General features: G+C 49.5%; 16 protein-coding genes. 9 read left to right on the top strand and 7 right to left on the bottom strand.

Going from position 1 to position 16120, the window contains the following annotated elements; translation table 11 throughout:
• The first annotated feature begins 475 nt into the window (after positions 1-475).
• The 5 genes from ACFQ1C_RS15525 to recR all read left to right on the top strand — a co-directional run bounded on the left by ACFQ1C_RS15525 (position 476) and on the right by recR (position 6187).
• Positions 476-1999: a GNAT family N-acetyltransferase gene (locus ACFQ1C_RS15525; protein WP_379559584.1), complete on the top strand. Its 1524-nt coding sequence runs from the start codon at positions 476-478 to the stop codon at positions 1997-1999.
• A gap of 127 nt (positions 2000-2126) precedes the next feature.
• Positions 2127-2672, top strand: coding sequence for an adenine phosphoribosyltransferase (gene apt, locus ACFQ1C_RS15530; protein ID WP_379559585.1), 546 nt, complete (start codon positions 2127-2129; stop codon positions 2670-2672).
• A gap of 6 nt (positions 2673-2678) precedes the next feature.
• Positions 2679-5123 (top strand): DNA polymerase III subunit gamma/tau, encoded by a 2445-nt coding sequence (gene dnaX, locus ACFQ1C_RS15535; protein WP_379559586.1) that lies wholly within the window; start codon positions 2679-2681, stop codon positions 5121-5123.
• 37 nt (positions 5124-5160) lie between these two features.
• Positions 5161-5490, top strand: a complete 330-nt coding sequence (locus tag ACFQ1C_RS15540; protein WP_379559587.1) for a YbaB/EbfC family nucleoid-associated protein — start codon at positions 5161-5163, stop codon at positions 5488-5490.
• Between the two features lie 91 nt (positions 5491-5581).
• Positions 5582-6187, top strand: coding sequence for a recombination mediator RecR (gene recR, locus ACFQ1C_RS15545; RefSeq protein ID WP_379559588.1), 606 nt, complete (start codon positions 5582-5584; stop codon positions 6185-6187).
• Positions 6188-6621: 434 nt separating this feature from the next.
• On the opposite strand, the gene cdd is transcribed toward recR, so the two are convergent.
• From cdd to sbcB, 4 genes are read right to left on the bottom strand one after another with little or no spacing between them, the layout of a single operon-like run.
• Complete coding sequence (gene cdd / locus ACFQ1C_RS15550) at positions 6622-7584, bottom strand: cytidine deaminase (RefSeq protein ID WP_379559589.1); 963 nt, start codon at positions 7582-7584, stop codon at positions 6622-6624.
• On the bottom strand, positions 7569-8258 hold the full coding sequence (locus ACFQ1C_RS15555) for an LrgB family protein (protein WP_379559590.1): 690 nt from the start codon (positions 8256-8258) through the stop codon (positions 7569-7571). The genes cdd and ACFQ1C_RS15555 overlap by 16 nt, the downstream gene beginning before the upstream one ends.
• Positions 8255-8620 (bottom strand): CidA/LrgA family protein, encoded by a 366-nt coding sequence (locus ACFQ1C_RS15560; RefSeq protein ID WP_379559591.1) that lies wholly within the window; start codon positions 8618-8620, stop codon positions 8255-8257. Before ACFQ1C_RS15560 ends, ACFQ1C_RS15555 begins: the two co-directional genes overlap by 4 nt.
• Entirely contained in the window at positions 8604-10025 is a 1422-nt protein-coding gene (gene sbcB / locus ACFQ1C_RS15565; protein ID WP_379559592.1) for an exodeoxyribonuclease I, read from the bottom strand. The genes ACFQ1C_RS15560 and sbcB overlap by 17 nt, the downstream gene beginning before the upstream one ends.
• A 559-nt stretch (positions 10026-10584) precedes the next feature.
• On the opposite strand from sbcB, the gene mscL reads away from it, so the two are divergent.
• Entirely contained in the window at positions 10585-10989 is a 405-nt protein-coding gene (mscL, locus tag ACFQ1C_RS15570) for a large-conductance mechanosensitive channel protein MscL (RefSeq protein ID WP_379559593.1), read from the top strand.
• A gap of 649 nt (positions 10990-11638) precedes the next feature.
• Here mscL and maoP read toward each other — a convergent pair.
• From maoP to ACFQ1C_RS15585, 3 genes are all read right to left on the bottom strand, one after another.
• The gene (gene maoP, locus ACFQ1C_RS15575) at positions 11639-11974 is read right to left on the bottom strand and encodes a DUF413 domain-containing protein (RefSeq protein WP_379559594.1); all 336 of its coding nucleotides are present in this window, start codon (positions 11972-11974) and stop codon (positions 11639-11641) included.
• A 102-nt stretch (positions 11975-12076) separates the two neighbouring features.
• The gene (locus ACFQ1C_RS15580; protein ID WP_379559595.1) at positions 12077-12985 is read right to left on the bottom strand and encodes a tetratricopeptide repeat protein; all 909 of its coding nucleotides are present in this window, start codon (positions 12983-12985) and stop codon (positions 12077-12079) included.
• A gap of 115 nt (positions 12986-13100) precedes the next feature.
• Positions 13101-13310 (bottom strand): cold-shock protein, encoded by a 210-nt coding sequence (locus ACFQ1C_RS15585; RefSeq protein ID WP_379559596.1) that lies wholly within the window; start codon positions 13308-13310, stop codon positions 13101-13103.
• A gap of 300 nt (positions 13311-13610) precedes the next feature.
• On the opposite strand from ACFQ1C_RS15585, the gene ectA reads away from it, so the two are divergent.
• The 3 genes from ectA (at position 13611) to ACFQ1C_RS15600 (ending at position 15976) form a co-directional block, all read left to right on the top strand.
• Positions 13611-14126 carry a diaminobutyrate acetyltransferase gene (ectA, locus tag ACFQ1C_RS15590; RefSeq protein WP_379559597.1) on the top strand — a complete coding sequence of 172 codons (516 nt, stop codon included), beginning with the start codon at positions 13611-13613 and terminating at the stop codon, positions 14124-14126.
• Between the two features lie 71 nt (positions 14127-14197).
• On the top strand, positions 14198-15472 hold the full coding sequence (ectB, locus tag ACFQ1C_RS15595) for a diaminobutyrate--2-oxoglutarate transaminase (protein WP_379559598.1): 1275 nt from the start codon (positions 14198-14200) through the stop codon (positions 15470-15472).
• Positions 15473-15580: 108 nt separating this feature from the next.
• The gene (locus tag ACFQ1C_RS15600) at positions 15581-15976 is read left to right on the top strand and encodes an ectoine synthase (RefSeq protein WP_379559599.1); all 396 of its coding nucleotides are present in this window, start codon (positions 15581-15583) and stop codon (positions 15974-15976) included.
• Positions 15977-16120 lie beyond the last annotated feature (144 nt).

The following is a 16120-nucleotide window of genomic DNA, read 5'->3' on the forward strand; positions in this document are numbered from 1 at the left end:
ATATCTGATGAGGTGATGATATCACCTCTGAACAGGTGGCCACTTTAAGTGTGCCACTACACTCAGCCGACTATCACATGACAGGGATGTCATGTGCTGAGCGTTACAAGGATGTACTTGAAGCGAGTCGGAGGAGGCTACCCAGTTGCCTCTGAGCACTCATCTACCAATAAGCGCTTTTGGACCTTTTCGCACTTATCTCAGCTTAATTTTTCCGTGTTCTACCGTGGATTCCGTTGCAAAAAAATTATTGGTGTAAGGCTTTTAAGAGGTAGCAGTACCGTTACCCAGCAAAGATGGCTAGCCCAGTGGCTAGTGGTGACAGTGTTACCTCTAGAGCTCAAGCTTAAAAATAGGATAGTTATTTACTCCGCTTGGTATTACTTACTTTTTTGCTTGCGGGTGCGAACTTTGCAGGTCCTTCTGATAAACTTGCCTACTCAATTTAATTCACTGCCATACCGGAGTTTGCTGCATGACTCAGCCTGAAGATCTGCATCTTAATTTGCGCAACTTAAAACTGGATGATTACGACGAGCTGCAAGTACTAATGGACCGCGTTTATCACGATATCGGTGGAGCTTGGCCTAAAGATACGATAAAGGCGCTGATTGAACAGTTTCCGGATGGACAGATTTGTATTGAAGATAACGGTAAACTCGTTGCCGTTGCGCTTACCGTATCGGTTAAATATGAGCGGTTTAGCAACCCCCATACCTATGACGATCTGATCCTTCGTAACGAGCAGATTAGGCATAGCGCCAAAGGCGACTCTTTGTATGGCCTAGATGTATTTATTCAGCCTGAATACCGCGGTTTTCGATTGGGGCGTCGTTTGTATGAAGCTCGCAAAGAGCTGTGCCGTTCTATGAATTTGCGCGCCATTCTTGCCGGTGGGCGTATTCCCGGCTATTTCCAGCATTCGGAGCAATACTCTCCGGCTGAATATATTGATCGCGTCGACCGCAAAGAAATCTACGATCCTATTCTTAGTTTCCAGTTAGCCAATGATTTTCAGGTGACAAGGCTGATGCATAAATACCTCCCAGAGGATGAACAATCTTTGGGATATGCGACCTTGTTGGAATGGCGAAACATTCTTTATACGCCGCCTTCTTCGGTACTTAACGAAAAGAAGACTCAAGTGCGTATGGGAGCGGTACAGTGGCAAATGCGCGAATTTGCCTCGGTCGATGAGGTATTGGAGCAAGTAGAATACTTTGTAGATGCGCTGTCTGATTACAAGAGCGACTTTGCGCTGTTTCCGGAGTTTTTTAACGCGCCTTTAATGGGGTTGACCGATCAGGTTGATCAAACGCGTGCTATCCGTTTTCTGGCCGAGTATACCCCGCAGTTTCGAGATCGAATGTCGGAAATGGCGGTGAGTTACAACATCAATATTATTACCGGCTCTATGCCTATTTTGGACAACGATCGCGTTTATAACGTGTCTTATTTATGTCACCGAGATGGGCGAATAGACGAGCAACGCAAAATTCATATTACCCCCCATGAACGTCGTGATTGGGTAATAGAAGGCGGCGACAAGTTTGAAGTGTTTGAGACCGACTCCGGTCGAGTTGCTATTCTCATTTGTTACGATATTGAATTTCCTGAACTGGGGCGCATTGCTGCCAGCAAAGAGGTGGACATCATTTGTGTACCTTTTTGGACGGATACTAAAAATGGTTATCTGCGGGTTCGTCATTGTGCCCAAGCGCGTGCCATTGAAAACGAATGCTATGTGGTGATTACGGGCAGTGTCGGCAACTTGCCAAAAGTACAAAATCTTGACGTGCAGTATGCGCAGTCGTCGGTGTTTTCTCCGTCTGATTTTGCCTTCCCTCATGATGCGGTGATGGCTGAAACGACGCCCAATACCGAGATGATCATGTTCTCGGATATGGACCTAGAAAAGCTGACGCTGGTGCGTAACGAGGGGTCAGTGACCAATCTTAAAGACCGACGCACAGATTTATATGAAATTATTACCCGTTAACAGCGGCTAACCGTGCCGGCAGCGGTGCCGATTGTTGCATTGGAGTAGGCTAAGCCCTAAGCTAGCTGCCGTCCAAAATTTACATGCTATGCCCTAATTTTTAGGGCCTAATAAGGCCGCCTATCTAATGAAACAAGAAACTCTTAAACTGATTGCCGATAGCATTGTCTCTATTCCTGATTATCCGAAGCCTGGGGTTGTTTTTCGTGACATCACCAGCTTGGTAGAAAATGCTGAGGCGTTTAAAGCCACCATTGATGCCATTGTTGAGCTGTATCAGCATACGGGCATTAACAAGGTGCTGGGCACCGAAGCCCGAGGTTTTATTTTTGGTGCACCGGTGGCCGCCGCCTTGGGTGTGGGCTTTATTCCGGCGCGCAAGCCTAATAAGTTGCCGCGCGAAGTCATTGAAGTGGCTTACGACTTAGAATATGGGCAAGACAAACTGCAAATTCATGTTGACTCTATCGCCCCCGGCGAGAAAATATTGATTATTGATGATTTGTTGGCCACCGGCGGCACAGTAGAAGCTGCCGTTAAACTGGTGCGTCGCTGTGGTGGCGAAGTACAAGAGGCGGCTTTTGTTGTGGCTTTGCCGGCGTTAGGCGGCTTGCAACGTCTCAATAACATGGGTATTCGTGTGAATAGCCTTGTGCAATTTGATGGCCATTAATTAGCGATGAATTATCAGGTTCTTGCCAGAAAATGGCGTCCGCAGCGTTTCGCCGATGTAGTAGGGCAGCAACATGTGCTGACCGCGCTCATTAATGCCCTTTCGCAGGGTCGGCTGCATCATGCTTATTTATTTAGCGGCACCCGAGGCGTGGGCAAAACCTCCATTGCGCGGCTGCTGGCCAAGGCGCTTAACTGCGACAAAGGCATTACGTCCGATCCGTGTGGTGAGTGTGCCAGTTGCCAAGAAATTGAGCAGGGCCGCTTTGTTGATTTGCTTGAGATTGATGCGGCCAGTCGTACCAAGGTGGAAGACACGCGGGAATTGCTCGATAACGTGCAATATCAACCCGCCCGTGGCCGTTTTAAAGTCTATTTGATAGATGAAGTACACATGCTGTCGCGGCACAGCTTTAATGCGCTGTTAAAAACGCTAGAAGAGCCGCCGCCCCATGTGAAGTTTTTGCTGGCCACCACAGACCCGCAAAAACTGCCGATCACCATTTTATCGCGTTGCTTGCAGTTTCATCTAAAAAGCCTCGAACCCGAGCAGATAGATACTCAGTTGCAGCATATTCTGCAACAAGAGCATTTACCCTTTGAAGCGCAAGCTACGGCTGCCTTGGCTCGTGCCGCAGACGGCAGCCTGCGCGATGGCCTGAGCCTAACCGATCAGGCGCTGGCTTTTGGCAATGGTGAGGTTAAGCTGGCATTGGTTGAATCGATGCTGGGCAACCTGAATCGCAACCAATTATTGGCGTTAATTGAGGCCATTTTGGCCGGCGACGGCGAAGCCTTATTGGCACGCGTGGCAGAGCTTGCCAGTATGGGGCCAGATTACGATCAGGTGCACAAAGAGTTAATTGGTTTTTGGCATCAGCTGGCGCTAGCACAGGTGGTGGCGGCATCACCCCAGCAACCCTATGCCGGTGAGCTGAATCGGCTGGCACCGTTAGTCTCATCTGAGCAAATACAGATTTTTTATCAGATCTGTTTGCAAGGCCGTAAAGACCTGCCGTTTGCCCCCGATGGTCGCTCTGCGCTTGAGATGACGCTGTTGCGCACCTTGGCATTTCGCCCCGAGGCGCCTGTCGCTAGTGCCGCCGCGCCTAGGATAGCAACACCTGCGATAACGCCCCCCGCGGTAACTGCATCTGAGATAGCCAGAGAAGCAGCCCATCCGGTAAAAAAGCCTGAGCCGCCACCCGTTAATGAAGCGTCATTAGCGGCGGATCCCGATGAACAGATGGCGGCCACACTCGAACAAGAACAAAATGAAATATTGGCACAAGCAGGGCAGTTAGGGCACATTGCGCAACCGCAACCGCAACCGCAACCGCAACCGCAACCGCAACCGCAGCCGCAACCGCAGCCAGAACCAGAACCAGAACCAGAAAATTTTGACTCAAACGACGTCGTTCAACCAACGTTAGCACCTGCGGTAGATACACGGCCCATTACGCCGGCACCGTTACCGGTAGCAGCCCCTGCAGTGGATGATCCGGCCGCCGCGGATGTGACGCGTATTCGCCGTTTATTGCAAACACGCAATCGCTTGCGTAGCCAAGAGCCGGACAAAAATACCGCATCCAGTCAGCCTGTTGCTAAGCCAAGAACCAAACCCGTTGCGCCGGCTCCGCAGCATCACGAGCCTGAAGCCAAGACCGAGCCTGTTCAGGCTGCGGCGAGCACCGAGTTCCGTCAGCAGACAGATCCTCAGCGCCGAGCCGTGCCAGAAAGGCCGCCGGAAAAACCATCAGTAACATCAGGAACCGATGAGTTACCGCCGCTTGATGCCTATGCTGACGCCAGCTGGGATAATGACGAGGATGACTTGCCACCGTGGCAAACGGATGGCGCACCAAACCGGTCTGCGCCCAGTGCGCCGCCATTTCAGCCCCCCGTTGAGGTGACTCATTCGGCGGTAAAGCCACCGCTAAGTCAGCCTGTTCAACCGAGGCGTGCGGCGGCACCTACAATGAGTGCACCGGTGGCACCCATGGCTGGCGCGCAGCACAGTTCGATGGATCCCGAGCCTTTAAAGGCGGCGAGCTTATTATCGCAAGCAACCGATCATTGGGCTCGGTTAATGGCAGAGTTGCCATTGGGTGGTTTGTTACGCCAACTGGCCATGCACAGTAGTTTAGAAGTAAAAAGTGAACTGCAGTGGCAGTTGTGGTTACAGCCAGAGCATAAGCACTTATTGAATGAGAAGTCGCGCCATGACCTGGAGTTGGTGCTCCAACATCATCAGGCTCAGCCCGTTAGCGTGCAGGTTAATATTGGCCAGCAAGCGGGCCAACAAACCCCATTTGAAATAGAACAAGATTTGTTTCAAGCCGCCATTGCACAAGCAAAAGATGAAATTGAGCGCGATGATGCGGTACAATTTTTAATATCGCGCTTTGCGGCGGTGCTTGAATACGACAGTATCGAACCCATGGCACAGTAGCCTTGGGATTATTTCCATTAATAAAGAGTGAGCAGATATGTTTGGTAAAGGTGGAATGGGCAATATCATGAAACAGGCCCAGCAGATGCAAGAAAAAATGCAGAAGCTGCAAGAAGAGCTGGCCGAGCTAGAAGTGGTTGGCGAAGCTGGTGCTGGCTTAGTCAAAGTAACCATGGCAGGCAGCCATTCAGTGCGCCGTGTTGAACTGGACGACAGCTTGTTAGAAGACGACAAAGAGTTGTTAGAAGACTTATTAGCTGCAGCCGTTAACGATGCAGTACGTCGCGTAGAAGAGCAAAACAAGAGCCGCATGGGCGAGCTGACCGGTGGTATGAATTTACCTCCGGGCTTCAAAATGCCGTTCTAAGATAATTTTATGTATTTAAAGCCGGGAGTAAACGCCCGGCTTTGTAGTGAGTATTCCCCGCGTTTTCTGCTGTTATCTTCTGAGTGATCCCATGCGTTTTAGCCCCCTGTTGGATGAATTAATCAAGAGTTTGCAAGTGTTGCCCGGCGTAGGCCCTAAGTCGGCACAGCGCATGGCCTTTGCAATGCTAGAGCGACAGCGTGCCGGTGGTCGTCGCTTGGCTCATGTGCTGGATCAAGCGCTAGAAAAAATTGGCCACTGTCGACAGTGTCGTACTTTTACCGAAGAAGATACTTGCCCGCTGTGTGCCAATCCAAAGCGCGCGGTCAGTGGCCAGCTGTGCATTGTAGAAAGCCCAGCCGATGTGGTCGCTATTGAACAAACGGGTCAGTATCAGGGACGTTACTTCGTATTAATGGGGCACTTGTCGCCGTTAGATGGGGTAGGGCCCGAAGAGTTGGGGCTAGACAAGCTGGCCGACTGGCTGGCGAGTGAAGCATTTAAAGAGCTGATCTTGGCCACCAACCCGACGGTAGAGGGCGAAGCCACCGCCTATTATATTGCCGACATTGCCCGCAGCCACGGCGTAGGAGTGAGTCGTATTGCCCACGGCGTGCCTATTGGCGGCGAACTAGAGCTGGTAGACGGCAACACCTTAAGCCACTCATTTATGGGCCGAAAGCTATTTGCAGAATAAAAGACAGCTGGAAGCCGTAAGCTGTCAGCGATCAGCTAAAAATGGATTGCTTCGCTACGCTCGCAAAGACCGGAAAAGAAAGCGGTACGCTATACGTAAAAGACAAGCTTAACCTTCCTGCTTTGCCGCCGAAGTCCTCTTCGCTGAAGAGACGGGTGGGCTACAAAAGAGGTGTTGTTTTAACGTAAGGCGTACAGCGTAAGACTTATAGCAGCCTGTAGGCCCGTCATTGCGAGGAGCGTAGCGACGCGGCAATCTATGTTGCCCCTTGGGGGAGCGGTAAGCCATATGCTGTAAGTTAGAGACAGGCACCGTCTTTTGTAGCCGCTGCTTTAGCTGCGTAATTCTGCGCAGCAGGATGGTTTAAAATCCCGCTGAGACGGGAGTGCCAGCTAAAGCGGCACCCTACAGAAACCACCGCTCTTGGTTGGCCCTTATGCTGTCTTACCGGACTTGCTCCGGTATCTAAGCTCTTCACCCTTCACATTAGTATCGCCAAACTGCGCTGTTTCTAACTTAACGTCGCTGATTGACGCTAACAACTGCTTGGCGGCAGCGGCTTGTTGTACCTTGGCGGTGGCCTCCACAATAAAAGCACGCTCAATATCTTGGGGCTGATAACCGAGCAAAAACAGCTGGCTTAGCGCTAATTGCATCGGGCTTAGGCTGGGATTAAAGGCGGCATTTTCTAAATAACGGCCCCGACAAATTTGGCCGTCATTTAATTGCAGTGCTACGCCTGCGCGATTCTTACTATAAGGGGCGTAGCTGGCATTGGCTTCGTCTAAGGCGAGCAGCATTAATGCATCGTGGGGGTCCACTTCGGGGTTGTTAGCTGCCGCTAAGTTGCCTGCCGGACCGTTAAGCATGCCATAAGTCTGCTGTAAATCGGCTGGGCCAAAGGCATGGGGCAGTAACTCGCTCAAGGTGAAATGTTGGTCAGGCAGTACCAGCATCAGGTCGTCTTGATTAAGCTCGTGCATAAATTGGCGGCAATGACCGCAAGGGCTGACACTGACAATCACCTTTTCGATATAGCGCTCATCACACAAGGCGGCATGGCCAATGGCTGACTGCTCGGCATGCAACGCCGTGCTGAGCGGCTGGCCGGCCATTTCCATGTTCGCGCCTAAATACCAATAGCCCGAGCCACTGATGGCGATAGCCCCAACCGCAAAGCCAGAAACCGGTGTTTGGGATTTTTGTTGTGCCAACGGCAGTAAGGTGCGGGCGAGCGCTTCCTCTCCCTGTTGAGTGGCATGCGCTAAAATAGCAATTTGCTCTGGGCTAAAGCGTACCACATGAGTCAGCCGATGCTGGGCGAGTGTCTGCTTAAGTTCATCACTCATAAGATTCTGCCTCTTTGTTAAGGTTTGTGGACCTATTGCATAAACCAAAGGTAGAGATGAAATAACGGTGGTGCCAACACGGCGGTGGCAATACCAGACACCACCATGGCCAATGAAGCAAAGGCACCTTGCACCGGGCCCACCTCGGCCGCGGCACCGATACCAATGGCGTGAGCACCGGCGCCCATGGCCAAGCCTTGTGCTTCGGGGTGTACGACGCCTGCAATTTTTAGCAGCGGAAAGCCAATAATGGCTCCCATCATACCCACTATAATCACCAAACCTGCAGCAATGGCCGGAATGCCGCCCATTGTTTCGCTGACACTCATTGCCAGCGGCGTGGTAATGGATTTAGTGGCAATAGAGGCCAGTAGCTCGGGCTTGGCGTGTAGTATGCCGCCAATAATTAACGTGGTACCAACAGAAATCAGCGCCGATAAGCTGCAGCATAGTACGATGGGCCAAAGCTGTTCGCGGATCTTAGCCGCTTGCTGATATAGCGGCAAAGCAAAGGCCACCACGGCAAGTTCCAGCAGGCGGTTAAGGGGTTGGGTACCCGTTTGATAGGCGCTACTGTCTTGTCCGGTAAGCATTAACACGGCGATAATGATCAGAGCTGGTAACATGATGGTGTTAATCAGCGGACTTTTATAACGCCGCGCGAGCATTTTTACCCATAAGTAGAGTCCCGCTGTTAGCGGTAGAGCGAGCCAAACCATCATCCTTGCATCCTCTGATAAAGCCGACCGACCACCAGTAAGATAAGCACTAAACCACTAAAAGCAGAGCTAATAATGAGCCCAATGCCCTCACTAAGTACATCTACGTAACCCAATAATCCGGCGGCGACCGGAATAAACAATAATGCCATGTTGCGCAGTATGAGCTGGCCGCTGTTATACACCCAGTTTAGGGGAACCAGTTGGCTGCTGAGTAAAAAAAACAGCACAAACAGGCCAAGAATGCTGCCCGGAAAGTCGAAGGGCAGTACATAGGCAATGGCGTCGCCCATCAGCAAGCAGGCCAATAATACGACGACGCCGCGTATTAATATAAAGGCTGGAGACTTAAAGAGATTGAACATAACGCGCGACCGCATGCAGTAAGGCCAACTTGGTTTCATCTTCTTGATATTCAATCACTAATTGTTCTAATCGCTGCATATAGGGTTCCGCCAATTCTGAGAGTCGGTCTTGGCAATGCTGACGCCAGCGTTGCCATTCCTGCTCATTTAAAGTGTGTGGGTAATTGCGTGCTCGATAGCGAAATAGCAGCTCGGGTAGACGTTGGTCATTAAACTGCAACGGAAGTGCGGCGAGGGCGTCGGGGGTGCTGGTGCGGATCATGTCCATCACCGCCTTGTCTGCTGCCCCAAAAAAACCACCTTGATAGAGGGCTGCATCAACGTCAGTCACCGGTGCAAAGGTAGGCGCTAATTGATATAAGGCCACCACCTTTTCTCGGATTTCTGGGTGGCGGCGCAACATATCTAAACTCAGGCGGCACTGGGCTCTATTTATGCCTAGCTCATCGGCTCGCTGCTCAGTGAGCGCAGCGGCCTTGGCGAGTACAGGGCATTTATTAATTTGCACTAATTTTACCGGCACGGGTGCCAACTCGCCTAAGTCCGCATGCTTGGTATAGAGCCGTTGTTGTAACTGCTCTGGGGTTAGCTCTATTAAGGGGGTGAGATCCATGGCCAGATTTACACAAATCACCGCATTGGCGTTTTCTGGGTGCCATGCCAGCGGCGCAATCCAGCTGGCACAACCTTGCCAAGCAGAAAATCGGCCTGATACATGCACCAGCGGCTGGCTATTCACCACATCAATAAGAGCTTTTACCTTATGCTTGCTTCTTAGTTCAAATAAATAATCAAACAACTTAGGTTGAGATTGGCGCAGTAATTTAGCCACCGCAATGGTGGCCCTTACATCGGCCAAGGCGTCGTGGGCATTACCATGATCAATATCATTAGCTTGGGTTAACCGCTCAAGCTTAAAGCTGGGCTTGCCGTCATCGTCGGTGGGCCAGTTAATACCTTCGGGGCGCAAAGCATAGAAGGCGCGCACCACATCTAATAGATCCCATCGAGAATTCCCCTGCTGCCAACTGTATGCATAAGGGTCGTAAAAGTTTCGATATAGAGTGAAACGCGTCACTTCATCGTCAAATCGAATGTTGTTATAACCCAAAATACAGGTGTTGGGCTGGCTAAATTGGTCGTGAATACGAGCAATAAACTCTGCCTCGCACAGACCTTTTTGCTGAGCCATTTGCGGAGTAATACCGGTGATCAGGGTGGCTTCGGGCGAGGGCAAGTAGTCGGTCGGTAATTGGCAATAAAACATTACCGGCTCGCCAATTTCGTTTAACTCGGCATCGGTGCGAATGGCGGCAAACTGTACCGGCCGATCGGTTGTCGGATGAATGCCAGCGGTTTCATAGTCGTGAAACAAAAAACTCGGTGCTGCTGCAGGCTTGCTCATGATGATTGGGTCTTTAGTTACAGTGGGCCATCACTCACAGTATATAGCGGGCCAATAAAAGAGTATGGCCTAGAGTATCATTTTGAAAAAGCAGCGGTAAGAGGGAAGGGACAGCTATCAGCGGGGTTTTTTACCCTTATGACCCTTGGTAAGTCGGATATTCAAGGCAAGTTGCACCATTTATGTGTATCGCTTGTTTTCTAACCTATATTGAAAGAGTACATAAGTAATGCCGCTTAACAGGTGTGGTTCTGCCGTCATTCCCGAAGGAACGTCATCCTCGCGTAGGCGGGGACGGGAATCCAGGATTTGTGGCGCAGAGCTGTCAGCCAGAGAGCTGCCTGCAAAGGCACTGGACCCCCGCCTTCGCGAGGGTGACGGTAAAGGTAAGCTAGCCACATAGTCCATATAAATTATGCGTGATTACTTATGCAATTAATCATCGATTTATATTGCTCTTATTCTTATGTTGCCCATCCCGTTTTTTTAAAGAAAATATTGGCGAAAGAAGGATAAATCACCAGTTTGCATAACCATCAACGTAGAGAAGGATTTGACCATGAGCATGATGAAAGAATTCAAGGATTTCGCGGTGAAGGGGAATGTTGTCGACATGGCGGTGGGTATTATTATCGGTGCGGCCTTCGGTAAAATTGTGACCGCTCTGGTTTCTGGGGTGATCATGCCCCCGATAGGGTTAATGCTGGGTGGCGTCGATTTTTCCGATTTGCAGTTTGTCCTCAAAGAGGCGGTGGGCGAAGCGCCGGCTGTCGTGATCAGCTACGGCAGCTTTATTCAGACTCTGGTTGATTTCACCATTATCGCCCTTGCCATTTTCATGATGGTTAAAGGAATTAATTCACTGAAGAGAAAAGAAGAAGCTGCGCCCGAGGCACCGCCTAAGCCTACTGCAGAAGAGATTTTTCTAACGGAAATACGTGACTTGTTGAAGTCCAAATCCTGATGGGAACCTGAACCGGACTCGGCCTTTTCAGCAGAGTTATTTATAGGGTCAACAGCCTGAAGCTTTTCGAGCTTTGGCCATGCCAATCTAAGTAAGTATCTGATCTGTTTTGAAGTTGGCCGCTAGAGGTAGAAAGGTCAGCTTAAGCGCTAATATTTATCCAAGTAAAAGCACAAAACAAATGGTAAATACCAACCACCCCGAGCGTAGGGTCGCCTTATTTAGGCAAGGAGTATTCGACCTCTTTAGGCTGTGCTATGGTTTTTGGTCGATTGAAATCGACCCTACAGAAGACATGAAAATCTGATCAGTTAGTTTTCCAGATTGGTATCACATCCACTCAGACCCAGCGCCTCCAGCGAAATAATTGTGGACGTTTCATGTCAATTTACTCCCTGTAGACTCGGTTAACATCGGATGAAATACCGCTGGCATCAACGTCAGTTTAGGGCAAGGAGCAGGAGCGGGGATTGATGAGCAAAAATACACAGCGTGGAAGCAGGCTGAGCCCCATCTTTTCTCGAACGCGGGACTTTTGTGGTCGGTAGCGAACCATCGTTATACCAAGGTAAGTCTCAGCATAGCGATGGTTTGATATGAGATCTTTAGCTGACCGCTTAAAGCTGACGGCTTACCGCTATGTTTTCAGTTAATCGGCGCTGTCTTCTGCTGGCTCGTAGTCGTCGCTGTTGCCCGACGTCATGGGAGAGCACAGGCGGTGTACGCGCTTGGGGCCGATGACCTTCAAATATTTTAACCACACCTTGGCATGTTTGCTGTCTGAGGCGGTGCCTTGCTGTACTTGCTCAACAAAACGTTGCTCATCATCACAGTTAGGCGCGCGCTGCTGTGTACACAGCGCAAGCATAGCGTGACCGGATTCTTCAAGTAGCAATGCTTCAGCAACGGTAAACTCGCCACAGCGGCGTAGGCCGCGAGGAAAGTGGGCAAAATCTTGAAATGGCTTACCTGACTCAAAGCTCATATTCGTTCTCACTCTGTTTGGTGGCTCTTTGATTTGCGCAAAGTATGGCACTGGGTATCAGTATGCAAAATCAATTTTTTTCACGTGTCGTTAAATTATATTTTATGACATTTTTGTACCGTGATGATCGGCCTCGTCAGCGTTCTGATCGGTACCGTCACTCGTCAGTTCAATAAAGCGCGGATGTTGGCGTAGCGGTTCAAACTCTTCGTCCTCTGCGGCGACATCGCGCAGATGCACATTGTTTTGTACTGCGAGTTCAAGATCCGATAGGGCTTGTTCTTCGTGACCCACACCGGCATGTGCACAAGCGCGCTGGTACAAGGCATGGGCATTTTGCTGATCTACCTGCAATACCCGATTACACAAGCTTAATGCCCACTGGCGTTCGTTCATCATCAGTGCCGCATCGGCTTTGTGAGTCATTGCATCCAAATCCCCGGGTTTGATATCAAGAATTTGATCGTAAATATCAATTTTAGCCTGTGGGCTTTGTTCTTGACTGGCGCGTAGCCATAATCCATGAATCTCTTGGAATCGTTCTATTTCGCGGTAGTTTTCGGCAATAACTTTGGTTTTTCGCTGCAGTTCGCGCTCAATCTGTTTTAGCTTGTGCTCATAAGTACTGGTTATTTTCCGCATTTCTGTTTCGGCATAATCCCGCGCTGTTTTCTTAAGTTCGCGCAACGACTGCCAACCCACAATCGCGAGTACCGAGGCCGCTCCTGCGAGTAAATAGAAAAAGTAGGTGACAGTGACGCTCGCATAATTGATAGCTTTGTCAGCCACATTTAGCTCTTTTTCTACTATGTCGTTGGTGACCTTCACTTGAAATTTTGCCATTTCGGTGCGCAAAGCCTTGAGCTCATCCAGCATATAGCGCTCCATAAAGGGAGTCAGCGGGATGCGGGTTTCGACAGTGCCTTGTACCCGCTCATCTGCGGGCTTTTCTTGAGCAAGAGTAGGTAGGGAAAGGATTAATAAACAAAACGAGAGTAATAATTTGAGCATGGGATACCTAGTTGGAAGGTGATAAATGCAAAACCTGTTCCGCCGAGAGTAACCCGATGCTGCTGAGTGTACAAATTATGATAAGGCGGCACGCTAAGTGCCGCCTTGGTAAAGGTCAAGCCAGCTCCACTTCTTCTGCTTGGGGACCTTTTTGACCTTGGGTGACCACAAAAGTAACCGGCTGGCCCTCTTGTAAGGTTTTGAAACCATCACCCTGTATAGAAGAAAAATGCACAAATAGATCCGGCCCAGACGAGCGGGTGATGAATCCAAAGCCTTTTTCTTCGTTGAACCATTTAACGGTTCCTGCTTCTCGCGTACTCATAACGTGTATCCGATTTAGTGTGACAAGGTGGTGACAATACATCACCACTGTATTTATTGTAGCAGCTCCCTCGGAATGGGCTCTGCCGCCGTTTTAAACCGCCGCATAATGGTCAGTTAAGTACTGGGAAAGCGACATTAAAGTGTCACAAAAGCACGTTACAATTAGTCGTATATTAATGCAAAAATGCATGCAACTCTAATTAATAATATCGAGATAAACTTGCAATTGGCTGATAGTTTGGTAGGTTACTAGAGGAAATTTACTTAGCCCACTAACTAAATAAGGTTAGGACTATAAATGATTGATACGGATACCACGATAGATCTGCAACTGCTGTTGCGTCATCCCAAGTCGACGGATGGTTATGAAGTAAACCGCCTGATTGACCGCTGTAAACCCCTTGATACCAACTCTACCTACTGCAATTTGCTGCAGTGTTTGCACTTTGCCGATACGTGCATCTTGGCTGAAAACGAAGATGACGGCTCATTACTGGGGTTTATCTCTGCCTACCGCAAACCTGCCGAGCCAAACACCTTGTTTGTCTGGCAAGTAGCCATAGATAAACGCGCACGTGGTGAAGGCTTGGCTCGCACCTTGGTAGATACCTTGTTGGACTCAGATGCCTGCGCTGGTGTTACACACCTTGAAACCACCATAACCGCAGATAATGCGCCTTCATGGGGTTTATTTGAAAGTCTGGCTCGCAGTCAGGGAACAGGCCAAGGCGAACGCCATCTCCTGTTCGATCAGCAACGTCACTTCAATGGTGACAGCAGTAGCGAAATTCTCTTTCGCATTGCACTCAGCTAATCCCCTCTAGCTGAATACCCGCATTCTCTTTTTGTTTTTAGATTTGAACTCAAGACTTTCAAGGAGTCGAGATGAGTAATATTTTTGATGTAATGGAATCCACTGTACAAACGTATGCCCGTTCTTTTCCAGTGACTTTTAATAAGGCGCAGGGCGTTTGGTTATATGACGATAAAGGCAAGCGCTATTTAGACTTCCTTGCCGGTGCCGGTACGCTTAACTACGGCCATAACAACCCGATATTGAAAGAAGCACTCATTGAATATATTCAGCAAGATGGCATCGCCCATGGTCTGGATATGCACACTACCGCCAAGGCGGCGTTTTTAACCGCACTACAGCAAATTATTCTTAAGCCTCGCGACATGGACCACGTAGCTCAGTTTACAGGCCCAACCGGTACTAACGCAGTAGAAGCCGCCATGAAGTTGGCGCGTAAAGTGACGGGTCGTAGCAACATAGTCGCCTTTACTAATGGCTTTCACGGCGTGAGCTTAGGCGCACTGGCGGCCACTGGTAACCAGCATCACCGAGGTGGCGCTGGTACATCAATGGCCGACATTAGTCGTTTGCCGTATGACGGTTATCCAGGTGCCGGTGAAGACAGCTTATTGTTATTTGAAACCATGCTAAACGACAACTCCAGTGGCCTAGATAAGCCTGCTGCCGTGTTGTTTGAAGTAGTACAGGGTGAGGGTGGCTTAAATGCATCATCATTCAAGTGGTTACAGCGTTTAGAGAAAATCTGCCGTGCCCACGACATTTTGATGATTGCCGATGACATTCAGGCCGGTTGTGGCCGTACCGGTACGTTCTTCAGCTTTGAGCCTGCAGGCATTAAGCCCGATATTATTACTCTGTCTAAGTCACTCAGCGGCATGGGCTTGCCCTTCGCATTAGTGCTGCTGCGCCCTGAGTTAGACCAGTGGAGTCCAGGTGAGCATAACGGTACCTTCCGTGGTAATAACCACGCGTTTGTAACCGCTCGCAAGGCGTTGGAAACCTTTTGGAAAGACGATAATTTTGCCGCCGAGGTGCGTGCTAAAGGTGAGTTGCTTACTCAACGGATGCAAGCCATGGTTGACCGTTTTCCTAAGCTGTTTAGCAAGGTCAAGGGTCGCGGCATGATGCAGGGTATTGCTTGTCATGACGGTGAAATTGCCGATGCAATCACTTCTAAGTGTTTTGAGCGCGGCCTGATCATCGAAACTGCTGGCCCAAATGATGAAGTGGTGAAGTGTCTTTGCCCCTTGATCATTACCGAAGCCGAACTGACTCAAGGTTTAGACTGGTTAGAAGATTCTATTCTTGAGACGGAAGGCGAGCGTCTGCGTAAAGCGTCTTAACATTAGTACATAACAAAAAGGGGGTAATGAAAATTACCCCTTTTGCATAATAACGAATTGATCGTGTCCGCTTGGGCGGGCAAAACAGTATTAAAGAAAGGATATTTCATGATAGTACGTACTCTTGCCGAATGTGAAAAAACGGATCGCCGTGTTGAGTCTGAAACCGGTACCTGGGATAGCACTCGCATGTTGCTTAAAGACGACAACATGGGCTTTTCATTCCACATCACCACCATTTATGCCAACGGTGAAACGCACATTCATTACCAGAATCACCTTGAGTCTGTGTATTGCATGAGTGGTAACGGCGAAATTGAAGACTTGGCCGATGGCAAAATTTATCCCATCCAGCCTGGTACGCTTTATATTTTAGACAAGCACGATAACCACCTATTGCGTGGCGGCAGTGAAGATATGAAGTTGGCGTGCGTGTTTAATCCGCCGTTAACCGGTAAAGAAGTACACGACGCCGATGGCGTATATGCAGTTGATGCCGAATAAAAAGCCGAGAACGCTGTTTACGGGGGCTAAGCCCCCGCTTACGGACATTTTCACTGGGCAGGGTAATATGCCACTCGGCACCCAGGCCCAATGAAAATGTGCGATCACAGTTAAGACCTGTTTTATAGAAATTAAGGGAATTAT

Source organism: Oceanisphaera ostreae, assembly GCF_042676125.1.
GTDB classification, from domain to species: Bacteria; Pseudomonadota; Gammaproteobacteria; order Enterobacterales; family Aeromonadaceae; genus Oceanimonas; species Oceanimonas ostreae.